Origin of the sequence: Psychromonas algarum, from assembly GCF_004376845.1 — a bacterium.
In the GTDB taxonomy this organism is placed as follows: Bacteria; Pseudomonadota; Gammaproteobacteria; order Enterobacterales; family Psychromonadaceae; genus Psychromonas.
Map to the genome: position 1 here is coordinate 14,619 of NZ_SNUW01000010.1, position 20,237 is coordinate 34,855.

The following is a 20,237-nucleotide window of genomic DNA, read 5'->3' on the forward strand; positions in this document are numbered from 1 at the left end:
TATTTATCGAAAACGTTGTAGATTACAACAGTCAGATCACATTATGGAAAGATCTAACTAAAATAAATTTAAATTAAAATGGAGTTACAATGAGTTCTCACAAAATGCACTGGCTGCACAGCCCTATTACAGGTGGTGTTTTATTAGTCATCTCAGCGGTTATTGCCCTACTTTGGGCAAATATATCCCCTGATAATTACCATCATGTATGGCACGATACGTTATGGGAAGTTTCAACTGGGCTAAGCGACAAAGTTCATCAAGTAAATTTACATAAAATTGCTAATGAATTTTTAATGGCGATCTTCTTCTTCTTTATTGGTTTAGAGATTAAACGTGAATTATTAGATGGCGAATTATCAAGCGTAAAAAAAGCAGCACTACCTCTTTTTGCTGCAATTGGTGGGGTTTTATTCCCTGCAGGTATTTACTTCTTCTTCAACGCAGGCACAGAAACAGTAAACGGTTGGGGTATCCCAATGGCAACGGATATTGCTTTTGCACTTGGTGTACTAGCAATTGTAGGTAGCCGTGTTCCTGTTACTTTAAAAGTCTTTTTATCAGCACTAGCAATTGGTGATGATTTGATGGCGGTTATTGTTATTGCAATCTTCTACACCGAACAAATATTCATGAATGAATTAATGGTCGGTTTAGCAGGTATTGCTATATTAGCAATCGCAAACAGAGCTGGTATACGTAACCGCACTTTCTATTACACTATTGGTTTATGTGTTGTATGGGTAAGCTTCTTAGCTTCAGGTGTACACGCAACTGTTGCCGGTGTTGCTGTTGCATTCACTATCCCATCACGTCGTGAAATTTCAATGGATAGCTACCTTAACCAAGCAAAAGAATTATTAGCAAGCCTAGAAGGCGAGCGCTTCCAAAAACAAGATGTATTAGCGCATGATAGCATTAAAGCACTGAAGAAAATGAAGTCACTAAGTTTTCAAGCAGCTAATCCACTACAGTTAAAAGAAGATGCACTGCACCCTATTGCAACTTTATTTATTGTGCCAGTTTTTGCCTTAGGTAATGCAGGTGTAATTATTGATAGTGGTATGATTGACCAATTAACAAACCCAGTTGTATTAGGTATTGCTGCTGGTCTAATCGTTGGTAAACCGCTTGGTATCTTCTTGTTTACTAAACTACTAACAATCATGAAGTGGGGTTCTTTACCTTCTGGCGTAACTTGGTCACATGTAATTGGTGCTGGTTTCCTAGCAGGTATGGGTTTCACCATGTCATTATTTATTACTGATTTAGCCTTCCAAAATCCTGAGCATCAAATCATCGCTAAAGTTGCGGTATTAATTGCCTCTGTTATTTCAGGTATTATTGGTTACACTATCTTAATGAGAACGCCCAAAGCAGATTAATAAATAAAATTATTAATGTCTTTATAAAAGCCTGCTTCTGCAGGCTTTTTATTATCAATAAGGAAATAAAATGACTACTGATAAGATATCTGAAGAAAAGCATTTAAAGAAAATGAAAGCGGTTAAAGAAAAGCAGGATCAAAAAATTGCAGCTGCAAGTGAAGAGCGTGGCGTCAGCATTCTTTTGGCTGGACCAGGCAAAGGCAAAAGCAGCTCGGCATTTGGTATGTTGGCTCGCTCACTAGGGCACGGTCATAAAGTTGCTGTCGTACAGTTTTTAAAGGGCGCTATGTCTACAGGTGAAGAAAAGTTTTTCACTAGTCATGATAATGTAGATTGGTTCACTATGGGTGACGGGTTTACTTGGGAAACCCAAAACAGACAAAAAGACATTGAGAGTGCAGAAAAAGCATGGCAAAAAGCAGCTGAATTAATGGCTGATGAAAAGTATAACTTAGTTATTCTAGATGAAATCACTTATATGTTTAAGTACCAATATCTTGAGATCCAACCAACACTCGATGCATTAAAAAATCGCCCTAAAAATATGAATGTTGTATTAACAGGTCGAGGTCCAAAACAAGAATTGATTGATGCGGTGGATACCTACAGCATGATTTTAGCAGAAAAACATGCCTTTAAAGATGGCGTCAAAGCACAAGCTGGAATTGAGTGGTAGTTATAGCAATGACAATAAAGAATTGGTAACACGAGACTCTTTTTCGTTATAAAATAGCCATCAATAAAATGGCTTGAAATTATTAATTCCAAGCCATTTTTTATATCAGTAATTTAAGCGATGACTCTCAATATTATTGACTGATTATTTAATGCCAGAATGACGTAATAACGCATCAATTGATGGTTCACGTCCCATAAAGGCTTTGAATAAGGTCATTGGTGCTTCACTACCACCTTTTTCAAGAATGTTAGTTAAAAATGAACGCCCTGTTTCCGCATCAAAAATACCATTTTCTTCAAATTTAGAAAATGCATCTGCAGATAATACTTCCGCCCATTTATAACTGTAATAACCAGCTGCATAACCACCAGCAAAAATATGGCTAAAACTATTCTGAAAACGATTAAACTCAGGCACTTCCATTACCGCTACTTTTTTTCTAACTTCTGCTAAGACTCGCCCTGCTTGTGCTTTTTCACCAACTTGATACTGATGATGCAAGATAAAATCAAATAATGAGAACTCTAATTGACGCACCATTTGCAGTGCACTGTTATAGTTTTTAGCTTCTAGCATTTTTTTCAATAAATCAGCAGGCAGAATATCATCGGTGTCAACATGACCTGAAATTAGCGCTAAGGCTTCTGGTTCCCAACACCAATTTTCTAAAAATTGACTTGGTAATTCAACCGCATCCCAAGGAACACCATTAATGCCAGATACATTTGCAGACTCTATTTTAGTTAGCATGTGGTGAATACCATGGCCAAATTCATGGAACAACGTCACAACTTCATTATGTGTAAATAATGCTGCTTGATTACCAACTGGTTTATTAAAATTACAAGTTAAGTAAGCAACAGGAAGTTGTAAGCTACCATCCAATTGACGACGTCTAACTCGACAATCATTCATCCACGCTCCGCCGCGTTTATGAGCTCGAGCGTATAAATCTAAGTAGAAGCTACCGATATGCTCTTTCTGGCGATTATAAATCTCAAAGAAACGTACATCTTGATGCCAAATATCAACTTCTTTTGACTCTTTGATATTTAAACCAAATAAACGATGTACTACGTCAAACAAGCCCGAAATAACTTTATTCTCAGGGAAATATGGACGCAACTCCTCATCTGAAATTTGGTAGCGTTGTTGTTTTAATAATTCAGAGTAATAACCTAAATCCCATGAATATAATTTATCTAAACCGTCTTTTTGTTGGGCAAATGCTAAAACCTGATCTCGTTCTTCACGCGCTTGTGGGATTGATTTTTCAGCAAGTTCACTTAAAAAGTCAATGACCTGTGCTGGTTTGTCTGCCATTTTGGTTGCTAAGCTATATTCACCAAAGTCATTAAAACCTAATAATTGAGCAAGTTCATGACGCAATGCTAAAAGTTCTTCAATAATATCGCTATTATCAAACTCATTTGCATTAGGGCCTTGATCTGATGCTCGTGTTGCAAAAGCGGTATACACCTCTTCACGTAATTCTCTATTATCTGCATAAGTCATTACTGCAAAATAACTTGGGAAGTCTAACGTGAATAAATAACCCTCTAACTCTTGCTCTTCTGCGGCTTGTTTTGCTGCAGCAATGGCAGTTTTTGGTAATCCCGCCAACACTTCAATATCAGTAACTAATTTGCTCCACGCTAAAGTCGCATCCATTACGTTATTGCTAAATGTTGATTGCAACTGTGAAAGCTGCTGCTTTATTTCGCCGTAACGTTGTTTTTTCTGATCACTTAATGCAATACCTGCCAGTTCAAAGTCACGCAGTGCATTTTCAATGACCTTTTGTTGTTCGCCTTTTAGCTGCGCAAATTCTTCACTATTTTTAATGCTTAAATAGGCTTCATATAAACCTTGGTGTTGACCAACAAAAGTCGCGTACTCAGAGAACAATGGTAAACAAGCATCATGTGCTACACGTAACTCATCAGTACTCACTACTGAATTCATATGTGAGATAGGTGACCAAAGTTTACCGAGGTGATCATCAGCTTCATCTAATACAGCAACAAAATTATCCCAAGTATAGGTATCTAGCTCAGTTAATTTTTGTTCGATTAATGCTTTATTATCAGCAATTGTTTGTTTGACAGTAGGTTCAATTTCATCAATTTTCAGTTCACTGAAAAAAGGAAGGCCATCAGTTTTTGTTAAGATCGAGTCTTTTTGTATAGTCATAGCATTCATCTTGTCTTAGAAGGAAATAATAATATGCGGTTAGTCATAACAAAATTCAAGGTGTTATAGCAATCACATTCAGACTAATTCATATAGTCACTTAAAATAGCTCAACATAGTAAATAAAGAAGTAAAAAAAACACCGCCATTAATCAATTAAGGACGATGTTAATATTTTGTTACTTATTGTGAAGAATCAAGCTTAAAGAGTTTCTGATTCAATCTCTTCTTCAACTTCATCTGAGCTACTTTGCTCTGATAAATCATGCTCTCCATACCACTGTGCAATTTTACGCTCTAGTAGATCCACACCTAATCCTTTTAAAGAAGAGAATAATTCTACTTGTACGTCACCCTCAAAATTTTCAGCCTCTTCGCGCATTTTCAATAATGTGGCTTTACGAGCACCTTGCTTTAATTTATCTGCTTTTGTTAATAAGGCTAAAACAGGAATGTTGGCATCGATTGCCCAAAAAATTAATTGTTGATCAAGGTCTTTGAATGGATGGCGAATATCCATAAGAACAACTAACCCTTTTAACGACTCCCTTTCCTGTAAGTACTCTCCAAGGGATTTCTGCCACTTTAACTTCATCGCCAGCGGTACTTTTGCAAAACCATATCCTGGTAAATCGATCAGTCTTTTACCTTCTTCTACTTCAAATACATTAATAAGCTGAGTACGCCCAGGTGTTTTACTTGTTCTCGCTAAACTTTTTTGACGAGTAAGACGATTTAATGCACTCGATTTACCCGCATTTGAACGACCAGCGAACGCAACTTCGATACCACTTTCCACTGGTAAATGTTTATCTAAATGGCGAATATCAGGTGCACTAATTAAAAAGTGCGCTTTTTGAAAATGTATTTTTGGAAATTCCACGATATGCCTCATATGTTTGTGTAGCAAAATTGTTACTTTTCTGAAACTTGTGTAAACTGTACAAGCTCTATTTGCACATATTGTAGCACGCCTAAAACAACAAACTTTAAGAATTAGATTGGATAGTTATGAATAAATTATTAGTAGCAGTGATCGCCGTATTGAGTTTTATGAACGTAGCTCAGGCACAAGGTGATATGGAAGCAGGGAAAACTAAATCAGCAACATGTGCAGCTTGTCATGGCGCTGACGGTAACAGTCCATCAAATCTATATCCAAAATTAGCAGGTCAACATTACTATTATCTTGTGAAACAAATACACGAGTATAAAAGTGGTGCGCGTGAAGATGCGATTATGGCAGGCATGGTAGCCGGTCTTTCGGATCAAGATATAAAAGATATTGCCGCTTACTTCGCGGCACAGACAATGACACCTGAAACGGTTTCGCCTGAAATTGCAGAAGCGGGTAAGAAGTTTTACATGGGCGGCGATAAAGAACGCGCAATCCCTGGTTGTACTGCTTGTCATGGCCCTCGTGGTAATGGTTTAGAGTTAGCTCATTTCCCTAAACTATCTGGTCAACATCCAGCTTACTTAAAAGCACAACTTGAAAAATTTCGTACAAATGCACGTCATAATGATCCAAATGGCATGATGGTAGATGTTTCTGGCAAGTTAAGTGATGCAGATATCGAATTGTTATCTAAGTACATTTCAGCGTTACATTAATTTTAAAAAATTAATTAACCTAATAAAGGCATATCCGTAATGGTATGCCTTTTTTTATATGCTTTTTTAAGTGTTATAAACCTGTTATTCTGCGCAACACTAACAACCCCAATTTTGGTGTGAATAACACCGCCGTTAATGATGCTAAAATAAGCTAAAAAGCTGCACATCATGACTGACATAAAAGGTAATTAAACATGTCTCGCTCTAAAAAAACTCGTACCGCAGGTAATTCAGAACCTAAATTTGACGGTCGCAGAAAAGAAACATCATCACAAGCAAAAGAAGCTCGTGAAAAAAAACGTAAAGATAAATTGAAAGGTAATAAAGCGGGTAACCGTAATGCCGTTGAGTCAAAACAGAGTGCACAACAAAATCAGCGTCAGGCTAAAAATGATAAACGCCTTGGTAGTAAAAAACCAATCGCATTAACTATTGATGACAAACCACAAGAAGTGGCAAAACCTAAAGTTAATCTACAACCAAAAGTTAAAGTACTTAAAAGTGCAGCAGCACTAGAGCAACTTGTACAAAAACCTGCAGTACAAAAAATATCACCAGAAAAAGAACTCGCTGCAATTGAAAATGATGAGCGTTTAAACGAGTTATTAGAGCAAGCAGAGACTGACCAAGCTTTATCGAAAGAAGATCAAGCTTGGGTTAATCAACAAATGGAACGTCATCAAGAACTAATGCAAGAGTTAGGTTGGATTGATGAAGAAGGCGAAGAAGATTTATTACAGCAATTTGAAGATGCAAGCTCAGCACTAGACGAATTCAGATAGGTTTTAACAGAATATGAACATGGATATAGTATTAGCCGCGATAGCGGTTGTAATAATAGTTGGACTTGCTTTTTATGCAGGCATATTGATTAATAAAATCAAGAAACAAAAAGCAAAAACATTGCTAATTGAACAAGCTCAAGAGCAGGAAAAGCAACAAAAAATACAAGATAGAAATAATAATATTGCAGAAAGTATTCGTTTTATTGCAAAAGCAACTTTGCAGAAGCAATGTAATATTTCAGAAGCAGCTATTCGTTTAACAGTGTTATTAGAAACATTACAGTTAAAAACAGCAATCGATATCCCTGCAACCTACCCTGCTTTAAACGCAATGTATGAAAAAGTAAAAGATATGCCAACACATGACGAGCGAAAAGCCCGCCCTGTTAAGGAAATTAAACTACTGGATATGAAGCGGGAAATATTTGAAGCGGAAATGGAAGCCGCTATCATCGAAGAAAGCATTCTATTAGCTGAATTTAAGCTTTAATAGTCTGAGTTAGCGCAAGCATTATAATAAAGCTGAATGTTATGCTTATGGTATTCAGACTTAAAATAATATCTGTCGATTCATTTAATAACGATGGGTATAAATAACAAAAATAAAGAGAGACAGCATGCAACAGTTGGTTTGGGATCAGGCTTTAATTGAAAAATATAATTACAGTGGCCCCCGCTATACTTCTTACCCTACCGCCTTAGAGTTTGATGAGAGCTTCGAACATACGGATCTTATTACTGCAACAGAGACTTATCCGACTCGTCCTTTATCTCTTTATATCCACATCCCATTTTGTCATAAGCTTTGCTATTTCTGTGGTTGCAATAAAGTGATCACTCGTCACCAAGAAAAAGCAGACAAATACCTAGATTATTTAGAAAAAGAAATCGTTAACCAAGCCATTCACTTTAAAGATAGAACCGTTAGCCAATTGCATTGGGGCGGAGGCACACCAACCTTTTTATTGCCTCCTCAAATAACACGTTTAATGACCTTATTACGAACTAACTTTAATTTTTCTGACCAAGCTGAATTAAGTATTGAAGTTGACCCGCGGGAAATTGAATTAACCACTATCGACCATCTGGCGAAAGAAGGTTTTAATCGTTTGAGTTTAGGCGTTCAAGATTTTAACAAAGAGGTTCAAAAAGCAGTTAATAGAGAACAAGATGAAGACTTTATTAAGCAGCTTTTACAACGAGCTAAAGAGCAAGGTTTTCAATCAACTAATCTCGATATGATTTATGGCTTGCCATTACAAACAAAAGATAGTTTTGCTTTTACTTTAGAAAAGGTCTTAGCGTTAGATCCCGCTCGTTTATCTATTTTTAATTATGCGCATATGCCAAGCTTATTTGCTGCACAACGCAAAATTAATGAAGGCGATATGCCTAAACCTGCTGAGAAATTAGCAATGTTGCAATATACCATCGAGTTTTTAACCAAATCAGGGTATCAATTCATTGGTATGGATCATTTTGCAAAACCAGATGATGAACTAGCACTGGCACAGCAAAAAGGTGTTTTACACCGTAACTTCCAAGGGTATACCACTCAAGAAGATGCTGATTTATTAGGGATGGGGGTTTCTGCTATCAGTCAAATAGGCCATTGTTATTCGCAAAATCAGAAAAAGTTAAGTGATTATTATCAACAGGTTGAAGATTTAGGTCATGCACAATGGCGTGGCGTTGCATTAAATGAAGATGATCTCATTCGTCGAGAAGTCATCAAACAACTCATTTGTAATTTCAAACTAGATAAGCACGAAATTGAACAAACTTTTTCATTAGATTTTGATCAATACTTTGCTGAAGATATTGCTTTATTACAAACATTTATTAACGACCAGTTAGTAAGTATTGATGGACAATATATCCAAGTATCATCTACTGGACATCTACTGATCCGTAATATTTGTATGTGTTTTGATGTGTATCTACGCAACAAAGCTCGTCAACAGCAGTTTTCCCGTGTTATCTAGTCCAACTTTAAACTCGTCACCAATAGCAACCTATTATATAGGGTTAATGTCAGGTACGAGTTTGGATGCAATTGATGTTGCGTTATGTCAACGCACGGGAAATAACTCACGGTTTACTCAAGTTTCTGGTTTAGCAGTCGAACTACCTGCACAATTACGCACACAGCTATTAACTATTTGTAATGACAAACAAGTTACTCTGCAAACTTTAGGTGAAGTCGATCACCAATTTGCACTCGCTTGTGCTCAAGCAATTACCACACTATTAAAGAATGAAAATATAGATAGCCATGAAGTTTGTGCAATTGGCAGCCATGGACAGACTATTTTCCATTCCCCTGATAGCGAATATGCATTTACTCAACAAATTGGTGATGGCAGCTTAATTGCCGCTAAAACCCAAATTCCTTGCGTATCGGACTTTAGAAGAATGGATATGGCTTATGGTGGTCAAGGAGCGCCCTTGGTTCCAGCTTTTCATCAAGCTTTATTTGCAAAAGAAGGAACAAAACGTGTAATACTAAATATTGGTGGTATTGCAAATATCAGCATCCTCAATGGAATGGACAGCGCTTTAGGTTATGACACGGGCCCTGGTAATATGTTAATGGATGCTTGGATCAACTTACATTACCAAAAAAGTTTTGATATGAATGCTGAATTTGCATTAACAGGAAATATCAATAACGTACTATTAACAACACTTTTAAGCGATCCCTATTTCACACTCTCTGCACCTAAAAGCACAGGAAGAGAAAAATTTAATTTAGCTTGGTTACAAGATCAACTAATTGGCTCTCAATTAAGTATTGGTGATATTCAGCGTACTTTATTAGAGTTCAGTGCCGTCACCATTTGCGATCAAATAAAACAACACAGTAATAATGGTGAAGTCTATGTTTGTGGAGGTGGCGCTTTAAATCCATTATTAATGCAACGCATTACAGCATTACTTCCTTCCCATAAAGTACAGACAACAAACGCTCTCGCTATTGACCCAATGTATGTTGAAGCCGTTGCATTTGCTTGGTTAGCTGAGCAACGCCTATTACAAAAAACAATCTCATTAAAAGCAGTTACAGGAGCCGATAGGGATGCAATCTTAGGTTGTATTTATTTGCCCTAACCAATATATATACACACTATTTTTAACAAAGATCACCACGGAAATAATTTTTTACACGCTAAATTAATCAGCAGCTTTTATCCCTCACACTTTTCACAAAATTATATCTCTGCAAAGTCTATTATCTTGTTAATAAATAAGTTTTTATTTATGCTTTCTGCTCAATTAATTTACTGAGCGATGGATATGCCGTATTTTTTCAATTTATTATTATTTTTAGTCCCTTTTTCAACAGCTGCTGAAATTTATACCTGGAAAGATGACAAGGGTGTCACTCATTTTGCACAGGAAAAACCAGCTGATCGACATGCAGAAAATGTTATTGTTAATGAGCAAAAACCAGCGACACAACCACAACAAGCAAGCTCAATGGCTCAGCAAGATGAAAGTGAAGCCCCAGCAACTGAAGTTAATCAGGAAGAGCAAACAAGCACTCAACAAATTGATGATTCAGACGCTAACGAAAGCCAACCCGTTGAAGTGCATCAAGAAGTTACTCATAGTAAAAAAATAGACAGTAAAGAAAATAGTGCTTCAGAACGTTATATTCAAAAAAATCAAGCCGCAGGTACAACAACAAATAACACCACAGCAAGCGAACAAATCGATGATATTAAAAGTGAAGGTGGCAAACCAATGGTTGAATTTATTAATAACAATGAAATAGCAGAGCGACCTGAATAAATACTTTTACTAAAAGCAATAACCGCCTTAATAAGCAAATAGGCGGTTTTAAATTTAAAAAAACAATTAGATAAACAGCAGTCAATTTATAGAGTTTAATCCCCTAATATCTTCATTTATAATTAACAATTTAACTCTTAACAGTATCATTAATTAATGTAACCTGTACCCCCTTCAATTTAATTTAGAGTAATCATTAATGAAATATATTGGTGCCCACGTTAGTGCTGCAGGGGGCGTTTTTAATGCGCCTAAAAATGCACATGATATTGGAGCAAACGCATTTGCCCTATTCACTAAAAATCAACGTCGTTGGGAAGCTAAAGCGCTCGATGAAAATACGATTCGAAAATTTAAAGCCGCTTGTTTACGCTACAATATTTCAGAGAAAAACATTTTACCGCACGATTCATACCTCATTAATTTAGGGCATCCTGAAAAAGAAGCATTAATCAAATCACGAATGGCTTTCTTGGACGAAATGCAGCGCTGTGAACAACTAGGCTTATCATTATTAAACTTTCATCCCGGAAGCCACCTCAAAAAGATATCTGAGCAAGACTGTTTAAAAAGAATTGCCGAATCAATCAACTTAGCCTTACAGCAAACAAGCTCCGTTTCTGCCATTATTGAAAACACTGCAGGACAAGGTACTAATTTAGGTTACCGTTTTGAGCATCTCGCCAATATTATCGAACAAGTTGATGATAAAAAGCGTGTAGGTGTTTGTATTGACACTTGCCACACTTTTACTTCGGGATATGACCTGCGAGGTAAAAATGCGACAGAAACTACATTCAAAGCCTTTTCAAATATTGTAGGATTTGAATATTTACGAGCAATGCATATTAATGATAGTAAAGTTCCCTTTGCAAGCAGAGTGGATCGTCATGCTCCATTAGGAGGCGGTGAAATAGGTTGGCCATGCTTTGAATATATAATGAAAGATAAACGCTTTGATAATATCCCATTAATACTAGAAACAACCGATGAAACACTATGGCCAGCAGAAATAGAGCAATTAAATCATTGGTCGAGCACAAATTAAGAAAGTATTTATCATTTAATAAGCATTAAATACTTTGAAAGTCATTAAACAGCCATTATGCTATTGATGTAAGACTAAAAATAAGGGAAACAATGTCAATTTTTAAAACTCTCAAAGCATCCATCCATACTTATATGACAGAAGAGCAATGTGCTTTTGTAGAACGCGCATATCATTATGCATACGCGGCACATGATGGTGTGAAAAGAGCGAGTGGCGAGCCTTATATAACGCATCCCGTGGCAGTTGCTGAAATCCTTGCAGACATGAAATTAGATTATGAAGCCATTTCAGCTGCTTTAATGCATGATGTTTTAGAAGACACAGATACCACACATCAAGAATTATCCGATGCATTTACTCCGAGTGTTGCACAACTGGTAGAAGGTGTAACCAAGCTCGATAAGTTTAATTTTGAAAATCGCGAACAAGCACAGGCAGAAAACATTCGAAAAATGTTAATTGCGATGTCAAAAGACTTTCGCGTAATGCTAATTAAATTAGCCGACAGAGTGCATAACATGCGTACGTTAGACTCATTGCGTTTAGATAAACGTCAACGTATTGCACAAGAAACCTTTGAAATATTTACTCCCATTGCCAACCAGCTTGGTTTACATCATTTAAAAAATGAACTGGAAGAATTGTCATTTAAAGCAAGAAATTCTGCTCGTTATCATGTACTTAAAGATGCAATTACCAAAGCGAGAGGAAATAGAAAAGATTTTATACAAAGTATCTGTGATGAGATATCTACAAAATTAGACTCAATGTCTATTGAAGCGCAAGTTCTTGGACGCGAAAAACATTTATATAGCTTGTATAGAAAAATGCGTAAAAAAGGCTGTCAATTTCACGATGTAATGGATGTGTATGCATTTCGAATTATCGTAAAAGATCTCGATACCTGTTATCGCGTATTAGGGCAAATGCATCATCTTTACCAGCCTAAAATAGAGTATTTTGAAGATTATATTGCTTTACCTAAAAGTAATAGTTATCAATCTTTACATACCACGTTAATCACCCATCAGGGGGTTAATATTGAAATCCAGATCCGTACAGAAGATATGGATGCAGTCGCAAAATACGGTATTGCAGCCCACTGGAGTTACAAAGAAAGTGCACAAAGCTCTAATATTGCCGCACAGTTACAAACTCGTAACTGGTTCCAAGGTTTAACCGAGCAAGAAGATAGCAATACAAACTCAATTGTTTTATTAGAGAACATTAAACAAGAGTTAGGTAAAAACGATATTCATGTCTTAACCCCTCAGGGAAAAATTATCGTACTACCTGCTTTTGCAACGCCAGTTGATTTTGCTTATGCATTACATACAAAAATTGGCCACTGTTGTATTGGTGCGAAAGTAGATAACGAATATTCGTTATTAAGCCAAAAGTTAGAAAGTGGGCAAACCATTGAAATTATTACCGGTAAAAAACAAAATCCAAGTCCTGAATGGTTAAATTTTGCAGCAACACATAGAGCAAGAAACAGTATTCGTAACTATCTTAAACAACTACCAGAATCAACAACAGTTCCATTGGGTAGACGCTTATTAAAACAGGCCTTAAATTCAACTAACTTAACGGATATTGCACAAGAAAATATTGATAAAGTTGTTGGTGATCATCACTTCGAAAACTTTAATCAACTGTTAAACGAAATTGGCAACGGTAAATTATTAAGTATTGTTATTGCACGACGTTTACGCGGTAATGCCGATGAGTTAACAGAATCACAGCATAAGCAAAAAATACGACAGAGTGCTATCAAAGGTGCAGAGGATATTATGATCTCCTATGCAAACTGTTGTAAGCCATTACCAGGTGATCCAATTGTTGCTCATACAAGTTCAGGTAAGGGTTTAGTTGTTCATGTGAAAAATTGTCACAATGTTGTTGGCTTTGAAAGTGAACTTGATAAGTATATTGCTGTCGAATGGGACATGAACTTTATGAATCAGTATGAGTACTCAAGTGATCTGAATATTCAAATGGTAAACCATAAAGCCGGACTAGCAAAAATGTTTAATATTATTGCTAAGAGTAATGCTAATGTACTGGACTTGCGGACAACAGAAGTGAGCAATCAACTGTATTCAATTAATGTCACGTTAACAGTGATTAATAGAGTACACTTGTCGCGAATTATGCGTCAAATTAAGAAATTACCAGGCATTAAAAGTGTTAAGCGTAGCAATAAGAAATAAATATTTAAAATAATGGACTATACAACTATGGCAAGCGTTAAAGCGGGCTTCCTGTTATTAAGCACAATAATATTAAGTGCTTGTACTTCAGATGCTCCAATTGAACCAAAACAAATAAAGGTTGAACAACTACAGCACAACTGGAAATTAACACATATTGATAATATTCAATTGGCAGCAATAATTAATAGCACATTAAATATCACTGCAGATAATAAAAGTACGGGCAGCTTAGGATGCAATCATTTTTCAGGGACAGCTGAATTGAGTAATAACCAATTACAAATAGCTAAAATAATGAGTACTCGTAAGCTGTGTAGTAAGCTAGAAAATGATGTTGAAATGGATGTTAGCCAAGTACTAAGTGACTGGACAAATATAATGATTGATGATGAAACACTTATATTAAGTAATCAAAAACATTCATTAACTTATCAACAGATTGATCAAGTTGCACAATAAAAATAATTAATAGATTTATCCCGATTGGCTACGCGCCATGCCAACCAGTCGGGAAAAAAGTCTTTTTAATAATAAGGGCGTCAATTCCGCTCCTTGTGACTCCACAGCTTCTGCAATCGCAATACCCAACCCTGGTTTAGAGTATTTATGTACCGCTTTATCAATAACCTTACTAACACTTAACCTATCTAAATCTTGTTTTGTATAATTAGCCGCTTTTAAATAAACATCTTCAAAACCATTTTCAAAAAATAAATGTTCAATATCATGTGCTGGCAAAACAGTAAGGCGACTGATTAAGGAATCATGCTCTCCTAACATATCCTTTACTCTACTTGCATATTTCTGACCCGCACTATCACCGTCAGTCAAGGTATGCCATTCAATATTCAGATCTTGAGCTAATTTAATAAGCGGTTTTAAACCACATTGTGCAAATTCAATAACCTGTATACCTTCCACAAGAAAGTGATAACCACATAATTGTGCTAATTCAGTTAATAACCAAGTTTCTGTTTCCCCTTCTACTAATAACCAAGAGCGAGCAAATAAACTTTGCGGACGATTCATACGTAAATGAAAAGCAATTCTTCTTAAATCATTATTTGAATAATGGGTAATATTCATGGAATAACTTTTAATAATATCCGTTTGACGAACTAAGCGCTGAATTCGACTTAAAGGAAAAAAAGATAATAATTGTGAAGAATTGGTACTCACCAATTTTTGCATTGGCAATAATGAAAAGAATCGCCAAGTGATTGCTAGATTAACAGGGTGTAAGTTATTTTCTGGCTCTTCTAATAATAATATTGGTGTCGCACCACGGCGGAAAAGATGCTCTCCACGCTCTTCCAAAAACTGGCCCAACACAAGTAGAAGCATTGCTCGATCAGTTTTATGGCCATCTTTTAATAAATCATTAAAGCGTGTTAAAGCATTAAATGAGAAGCTGTGATCTACATATCTTAGCTGTTTAGTATTCGGCTCACGATTCACCTCTCCATAACGCTTCAATAGATAATGGTCAAAAAGGTAAGCTAAAGAATCACAACCATTTTTTAGCTCTAATTCTGACAACTGCTGAGATGAACTAGTTAAATGTTGAAAAATACGCTTAATACGCGCCTCTGAGCGTGCTCGTTGGCTATTAAGTAAATCACTTTCAGGACGGTACGCCTGTCCTGTATGGCTTTGTTCAAAGCCCATTCTTAAGACAGGGACAAAAGAAAGAAACTCATTAATTAACGTTTTTAGTATAGTTTGAGGGAAAATTTTTCGATGGCCACTTTCATCTAAAAAATGTCGATCTGTAAAAACATTACCAGCACTATCAACACTCCCATCGACTTGATAAATAATACTTTTTTTACGATCTGGCAACACAACCCAAGCATCATTTATGCTTTTAAAATGACGCTGAGACGCTTCATTTTCATACTGCTCTTTAAACGTAAAAACAAGATAAATGTGATTGATAATAGGCAATTCAGAAACAGGAGGACGGTGAAAATCATCTAAATTAAAGTGGTAACTTTTTCTGGATCCAGATAGAAACAGAGAGAGCGCTTCAAATAAACTTGATTTCCCCCAACTATTCTCACCCAATAATGCACTCAGTTCATGCACATTAATAGATAAACGGTTAATTCCTCGAAAACCAACTACTTCAATATGATCCAGTCGCATAATGACTCCTAAATCAGGGGGATTATTATTAAAGCTATCAGATGTTTATGATAAAACAAGCAAGCAAAATAATAATTGTATATTAAATAAACAAATTGGTTACATATTAGCTTAAATTGATTTATACTTTCCTTGCAATAACCACAAAATAAAAGCGGATAAGGCTTTTATTTTTTAATCACAACAAATAGGATATTTTAGGTCGATTAAGGCCGATTAAAAATAAGGGCAACAGTTCTATTTGTTACAGCTTCAGAGGAACTAAAAATGAGTAATTTATATGACCTGGATATTTTACCACCACAAAATACCATCAATTTAATCGCTTCTTATAGTAAATACTTTGAACGAGAAAGTTTTAACTATCCACTGTTATTAGAAAAATTAAATGCCACGATGTTGAGCAGCCATTTTATGGAAAAGCAGGATAATGCAGCATGGATGAATCACCAAGGTAGTGATTATATTGGTAACCCTAAGTTATTTGCACATGCACCCTTAACTTATTTGTGTGCATTCTTAAGTGAAGTGTTTAAACAACGCCAAGTTAAAGATATTGAAAAAAGAATCCCTCCTAAAATATTCAGAGCAGCTTTAAAGCGCCTGAATGAGTTTAAGTAAAAACACAGAATAACTAATACCTAATTAAGCTAACTTCGGTTAGCTTTTTTATTACCATTTACAGTACACTCAAGTTTTAATACCAATCACAGTAAATAGCTGATCTATTTTACTGATTAAAACAACCCACTTCTTTGTTATAAATTCCGTAAATGGACCAACCATTTATCTCAATTTACATCTCGAATTAAATTGTTTTTTCTACACAAAATTTAGATCATATAGTTAATGTAATTGGTATAACTTCAGTTCCATTATGCAGAATTGAAATTATTTACTAAAAATGGTGATTTAGAGAGTATATGGATTCATTAACACAGATAACTTTAGGGGCAAGTATTGCAGGTGCAGTTGCTATTAAACCCTTTGGTCGAAAGGTATTATTAACAGGTGCCATTTTAGGAACTTTACCTGATTTAGATGTTTTACTCAGTTACTCCACTGCCATTGATAACTTCACTTACCACCGAGGTTTTAGCCACTCTTTATTTGTGCTAAGTGCACTGAGCATCTTACTGTATTACTTTATTTTATGGCTTAAACCACAGCTTTCTATGCATAAGAAAACATTGTTTTTAGTGATTTTTTTGCCTTTAGTCACTCACCCCTTATTAGATGCATTTACCAGTTACGGTACTCAGTTATGGTGGCCAATTGCAGTACAACCGACCTCTTGGTCAAGTATTTTCATTATTGACCCGCTCTATACCTTACCTTTATTAATTGCAGTCATCGCACTTTGGTGCCACCAAACATCTAAAAAATGGCAAAAAGTAAATAGATTAATGTTATTAATAAGCTGCTTATATCTTGCTATAGGGCAGGCTCAAGTAATGTATTTAAAAGGAAAAGTAGCGCAAGATACATTGGCAAAAAATAGCCAAGTATTTTTATCTCCAACTCCTTTTAACACTTTTATTTGGCGCATAATAAGTTATCAAGATGACCTCTATTATGAAACATTTACTAATGTACTTGATCAGCAACCTTTGAAATGGAAAAAACTTACAACAGGGCGCACATTACTAAATGACTTTGATTCAAAGGAACTACAAAGATTAGAATGGTTTAGTGGTGGGTTATTATCATTTGAAGAGAAAAATAAACATTTAATTGCAACAGATTTACGCATAGGTTTATCAAGTTATTATCCATTTTCTTTCAGTATCGCAAAACAAGAAAATCATTGGATTGCAATTCCCTCTAAAAAAGCACCACAAACAGAGGTTAAATTAGAAACAATATTAGAATCAATACGTTTATAGCTGATCAACATACTCTTTAATTTCAGCTAAAAAGTCTTCGCCGTATTTATCTAATTTGATATGGCCAACGCCTGTTATTGATAAAAATTGAGAGTCATTCGAGGGCATTAATTCGCTCATTTCCGATAAGGAAACATCACTAAAAATAACGTATGGAGGGAGGTTTTCTTGATCAGCAATTTGTTTACGTAAATGGCGTAATTTAGCAAATAATTTACTATCCGCATTCGCCACAACACTTCGACGTTTTTGTTTTGCCGTCGTTTTCACTAACTGCAATCTTGGTACTGCTAGCATTAAACTATTTTCAGATTTTAATACTGAACGTGCAGCTTCTGTTAATTGTAGCGCAGAGCCTCGCGTTAAATTTTGCATCAATAACCCACAATGAATCAACTGCCTAGCAATACTAAACCAATGCTCTGTTGATTTATCTTTACCAATACCAAAGGTTGATAATTGATCATGTCCAAGACTTTTTACTCGAGCTGTTTGTGCGCCTCTTAATACTTCAACAACATGCGTAATACCAAAATGTTGCCCAGTACGATAAACACAAGATAGAATTTTTTGAGCATCCACTGTCGCATCATAGCTTTGCGGAGGATCTAAACAAATATCACAGTTGCCACAGGCTTGTGGGCTATATTCACCAAAATAGTTTAAAACAACTCGGCGACGACAAGTCTGTGCTTCGGCAAAAGCCACCATAGTATTTAATTTATGTAACTCAATACGTAGCTGTTCTTGATTGGGATTTTTCTCTAATAAACTACGAATGCGTGCAGGATCAGCAGGATCATAAAACAACATGGCCTGAGCAGGTAAGCCATCACGTCCCGCTCGTCCTGTTTCTTGGTAATAAGACTCTATATTTTTAGGGATCTCATAATGCACCACAAAACGTACATTGGGTTTATCTATCCCCATTCCAAAAGCAACCGTTGCAACAACAATCTCTACTTCATCTTTAATGAATAAGTCCTGCACATTTTGACGTTCTTCTAACGGTAAACCAGCATGATAACAACGCGCATTTAAACCTTTAGCTGCTAACTTTTGGGCAATCTCTTCGGTACGTTTACGGCTAGTACAATAAATAATACCGCTTTCATCTTTATGCTGATCTAAGTAATTAAACAACTGAGATAAAGGACGATATTTTTCAATTAGCAGGTATTCAATATTAGGGCGATCAAAGCTGCGAATTTCTATTAAAGGATCAGTTAATTGTAAACGCTGTAAAATATCTTGTTGGGTTGCATGATCCGCAGTTGCTGTTAAAGCCACCAGTGGAATGCTTGGAAAATATTCTTTAAGATGACCTAGCTGTGCATATTCAGGTCTAAAGTCATGCCCCCATGATGAAATACAATGCGCTTCATCAATGGCAAATAAATTTATGGGCAGATGCTGTAAGCGAACAATAAAATCAGGGCGTAGTAAACGTTCAGGAGCAACATATAGCAGCTTTAACTCACCACGATGTAGGGAGTTAATAATGTTATTTTGTTCTTGATAAGAGAGACTAGAATTTAAATAAGCAGCGGCAATACCACAAGCTTGTAACGTATCCACTTGATCTTTCATTAACGAAATAAGTGGAGAGATGACAATACAGATACCTTCTCTCACTAATGCGGGAATTTGAAAGCATAGGCTTTTTCCTCCACCGGTAGGCATAACAACTAATGCATCACGACCTGCAATTAATTCATTGATAACCGTCTCTTGCCCATCTCGAAATTGCTTATAGCCAAATACATCAAATAAAACGGCATGTGCTGTATTAGTCATATTTGAGCTCAAAATATAGCAACCTATTGGACGTCAGAGAGAATAAAGGGGCACGTATTGTAAATCAGTAAGCTGATTATTTCAGCCTAAATTTTTTATTTACAATAAACTACAAATCATTAAATTTTTGACTGAACAGATCAACTTTCTGCCAATCAGTTAGCTCAATGTCTTTTGATTTATCAGTGCTACCGCCGGTCATTTTCATAATTAATTGAATAAGTAGGGTCTGCCACCAATTGTAACGTGAGTATAATAACGCTCCCGCAAATACAGCTTTAATATTTGGCTGCCATTGCGATATTTGGTCAAACTTTTTCATATAAGTATTGTTTGCTGGGTCTGCTTTTTCAGGTTTACGAGCCGTTAAACATACTAAAAAGAATGCATTCGGTAGCGCATCTAATTGTGCTTTATGTTCATTAACAAACTGGATCATATTAGGGCGTAAATTACCATAACGAATAGAAGCACCAATCAATACTTTTTGATATTGAGAAAAATCGATAGTCGGCTTGTCATCGATATTTATAACACTCAAATTATCAGTCGTAGCTAATTTTATACGATCTATAATTTTAATCGTTTGCCCTTCCACTGAAGAATAAAGTACTAATGTGTTTTTCTTGTTTTCATTATTCATTACTTATTTGCCATCACTTTATTTATCATTGTTACTTAA

18 protein-coding genes are annotated in these 20,237 nt (G+C 35.8%); 13 read left to right on the plus strand and 5 right to left on the minus strand.

Going from position 1 to position 20,237, the window contains the following annotated elements; genetic code table 11:
- The first annotated feature begins 89 nt into the window (after window positions 1–89).
- Window positions 90–1,385 carry a Na+/H+ antiporter NhaA gene (gene nhaA / locus E2R68_RS10290; protein WP_134277603.1) on the plus strand — a complete coding sequence of 432 codons (1,296 nt, stop codon included), beginning with the start codon at window positions 90–92 and terminating at the stop codon, window positions 1,383–1,385.
- Window positions 1,386–1,455: 70 nt separating this feature from the next.
- A complete protein-coding gene (gene cobO / locus E2R68_RS10295; RefSeq protein WP_134277604.1) occupies window positions 1,456–2,064 on the plus strand; it encodes a cob(I)yrinic acid a,c-diamide adenosyltransferase in 609 nt (202 codons plus the stop codon).
- Window positions 2,065–2,208: 144 nt separating this feature from the next.
- Here the strand turns inward: cobO and prlC are convergent, their stop codons facing one another.
- Together prlC and yihA are read right to left on the minus strand one after the other, a co-directional pair.
- On the minus strand, window positions 2,209–4,260 hold the full coding sequence (gene prlC, locus E2R68_RS10300) for an oligopeptidase A (protein WP_134277605.1): 2,052 nt from the start codon (window positions 4,258–4,260) through the stop codon (window positions 2,209–2,211).
- Window positions 4,261–4,462: 202 nt separating this feature from the next.
- Entirely contained in the window at window positions 4,463–5,143 is a 681-nt protein-coding gene (yihA, locus tag E2R68_RS10305; protein ID WP_208380203.1) for a ribosome biogenesis GTP-binding protein YihA/YsxC, read from the minus strand.
- 128 nt (window positions 5,144–5,271) lie between these two features.
- Here yihA and E2R68_RS10310 point away from each other — a divergent pair, with 128 nt between their 5' ends.
- The 9 genes from E2R68_RS10310 (at window position 5,272) to E2R68_RS10350 (ending at window position 14,183) form a co-directional block, all read left to right on the plus strand.
- Window positions 5,272–5,874 carry a c-type cytochrome gene (locus E2R68_RS10310; RefSeq protein WP_134277606.1) on the plus strand — a complete coding sequence of 201 codons (603 nt, stop codon included), beginning with the start codon at window positions 5,272–5,274 and terminating at the stop codon, window positions 5,872–5,874.
- 197 nt (window positions 5,875–6,071) lie between these two features.
- Window positions 6,072–6,659: a Der GTPase-activating protein YihI gene (gene yihI, locus E2R68_RS10315; RefSeq protein WP_134277607.1), complete on the plus strand. Its 588-nt coding sequence runs from the start codon at window positions 6,072–6,074 to the stop codon at window positions 6,657–6,659.
- Between the two features lie 19 nt (window positions 6,660–6,678).
- Window positions 6,679–7,152, plus strand: coding sequence for a DUF2489 domain-containing protein (locus E2R68_RS10320; RefSeq protein ID WP_243834651.1), 474 nt, complete (start codon window positions 6,679–6,681; stop codon window positions 7,150–7,152).
- 127 nt (window positions 7,153–7,279) lie between these two features.
- Window positions 7,280–8,647 (plus strand): oxygen-independent coproporphyrinogen III oxidase, encoded by a 1,368-nt coding sequence (gene hemN, locus E2R68_RS10325; protein WP_134277609.1) that lies wholly within the window; start codon window positions 7,280–7,282, stop codon window positions 8,645–8,647.
- A gap of 22 nt (window positions 8,648–8,669) precedes the next feature.
- Window positions 8,670–9,773, plus strand: coding sequence for an anhydro-N-acetylmuramic acid kinase (locus E2R68_RS10330; protein ID WP_347876588.1), 1,104 nt, complete (start codon window positions 8,670–8,672; stop codon window positions 9,771–9,773).
- A 186-nt stretch (window positions 9,774–9,959) separates the two neighbouring features.
- Complete coding sequence (locus tag E2R68_RS10335; RefSeq protein WP_166738845.1) at window positions 9,960–10,457, plus strand: DUF4124 domain-containing protein; 498 nt, start codon at window positions 9,960–9,962, stop codon at window positions 10,455–10,457.
- 199 nt (window positions 10,458–10,656) lie between these two features.
- Window positions 10,657–11,505: a deoxyribonuclease IV gene (gene nfo / locus E2R68_RS10340; protein ID WP_134277612.1), complete on the plus strand. Its 849-nt coding sequence runs from the start codon at window positions 10,657–10,659 to the stop codon at window positions 11,503–11,505.
- 92 nt (window positions 11,506–11,597) lie between these two features.
- Window positions 11,598–13,721: a RelA/SpoT family protein gene (locus tag E2R68_RS10345; RefSeq protein ID WP_134277613.1), complete on the plus strand. Its 2,124-nt coding sequence runs from the start codon at window positions 11,598–11,600 to the stop codon at window positions 13,719–13,721.
- Between the two features lie 27 nt (window positions 13,722–13,748).
- Entirely contained in the window at window positions 13,749–14,183 is a 435-nt protein-coding gene (locus tag E2R68_RS10350) for an META domain-containing protein (protein ID WP_166738846.1), read from the plus strand.
- Window positions 14,184–14,198: 15 nt separating this feature from the next.
- Here E2R68_RS10350 and E2R68_RS10355 read toward each other — a convergent pair whose 3' ends face one another.
- Complete coding sequence (locus E2R68_RS10355; protein ID WP_134277615.1) at window positions 14,199–15,872, minus strand: DUF2813 domain-containing protein; 1,674 nt, start codon at window positions 15,870–15,872, stop codon at window positions 14,199–14,201.
- Window positions 15,873–16,139: 267 nt separating this feature from the next.
- On the opposite strand from E2R68_RS10355, the gene E2R68_RS10360 reads away from it, so the two are divergent.
- Window positions 16,140–16,493 carry a hypothetical protein gene (locus tag E2R68_RS10360; RefSeq protein ID WP_134277616.1) on the plus strand — a complete coding sequence of 118 codons (354 nt, stop codon included), beginning with the start codon at window positions 16,140–16,142 and terminating at the stop codon, window positions 16,491–16,493.
- Between the two features lie 302 nt (window positions 16,494–16,795).
- Window positions 16,796–17,758, plus strand: coding sequence for a metal-dependent hydrolase (locus tag E2R68_RS10365; protein WP_134277617.1), 963 nt, complete (start codon window positions 16,796–16,798; stop codon window positions 17,756–17,758).
- Here E2R68_RS10365 and recQ read toward each other — a convergent pair.
- Window positions 17,753–19,555, minus strand: a complete 1,803-nt coding sequence (gene recQ, locus E2R68_RS10370; RefSeq protein WP_134277618.1) for a DNA helicase RecQ — start codon at window positions 19,553–19,555, stop codon at window positions 17,753–17,755. The genes E2R68_RS10365 and recQ overlap by 6 nt on opposite strands.
- Before the next feature lie 109 nt (window positions 19,556–19,664).
- A complete protein-coding gene (hemG, locus tag E2R68_RS10375) occupies window positions 19,665–20,198 on the minus strand; it encodes a menaquinone-dependent protoporphyrinogen IX dehydrogenase (protein ID WP_134277619.1) in 534 nt (177 codons plus the stop codon).
- Window positions 20,199–20,237 lie beyond the last annotated feature (39 nt).

What these genes read in the sequence shown, in the direction of transcription:
- E2R68_RS10365 (WP_134277617.1), top strand. Translation starts at nt 16,796, where the DNA reads ATGGATTCATTAACACAGATAACTTTAGGGGCAAGTATTGCAGGTGCA.
- nhaA (WP_134277603.1), top strand. Translation starts at nt 90, where the DNA reads ATGAGTTCTCACAAAATGCACTGGCTGCACAGCCCTATTACAGGTGGT.
- E2R68_RS10335 (WP_166738845.1), top strand. Translation starts at nt 9,960, where the DNA reads ATGCCGTATTTTTTCAATTTATTATTATTTTTAGTCCCTTTTTCAACA.
- E2R68_RS10310 (WP_134277606.1), top strand. Translation starts at nt 5,272, where the DNA reads ATGAATAAATTATTAGTAGCAGTGATCGCCGTATTGAGTTTTATGAAC.
- cobO (WP_134277604.1), top strand. Translation starts at nt 1,456, where the DNA reads ATGACTACTGATAAGATATCTGAAGAAAAGCATTTAAAGAAAATGAAA.
- prlC (WP_134277605.1), bottom strand. Translation starts at nt 4,260, where the DNA reads ATGACTATACAAAAAGACTCGATCTTAACAAAAACTGATGGCCTTCCT.
- E2R68_RS10350 (WP_166738846.1), top strand. Translation starts at nt 13,749, where the DNA reads ATGGCAAGCGTTAAAGCGGGCTTCCTGTTATTAAGCACAATAATATTA.
- hemG (WP_134277619.1), bottom strand. Translation starts at nt 20,198, where the DNA reads ATGAATAATGAAAACAAGAAAAACACATTAGTACTTTATTCTTCAGTG.
- yihI (WP_134277607.1), top strand. Translation starts at nt 6,072, where the DNA reads ATGTCTCGCTCTAAAAAAACTCGTACCGCAGGTAATTCAGAACCTAAA.
- E2R68_RS10355 (WP_134277615.1), bottom strand. Translation starts at nt 15,872, where the DNA reads ATGCGACTGGATCATATTGAAGTAGTTGGTTTTCGAGGAATTAACCGT.
- E2R68_RS10360 (WP_134277616.1), top strand. Translation starts at nt 16,140, where the DNA reads ATGAGTAATTTATATGACCTGGATATTTTACCACCACAAAATACCATC.
- nfo (WP_134277612.1), top strand. Translation starts at nt 10,657, where the DNA reads ATGAAATATATTGGTGCCCACGTTAGTGCTGCAGGGGGCGTTTTTAAT.
- hemN (WP_134277609.1), top strand. Translation starts at nt 7,280, where the DNA reads ATGCAACAGTTGGTTTGGGATCAGGCTTTAATTGAAAAATATAATTAC.
- E2R68_RS10345 (WP_134277613.1), top strand. Translation starts at nt 11,598, where the DNA reads ATGTCAATTTTTAAAACTCTCAAAGCATCCATCCATACTTATATGACA.
- E2R68_RS10320 (WP_243834651.1), top strand. Translation starts at nt 6,679, where the DNA reads ATGGATATAGTATTAGCCGCGATAGCGGTTGTAATAATAGTTGGACTT.
- recQ (WP_134277618.1), bottom strand. Translation starts at nt 19,555, where the DNA reads ATGACTAATACAGCACATGCCGTTTTATTTGATGTATTTGGCTATAAG.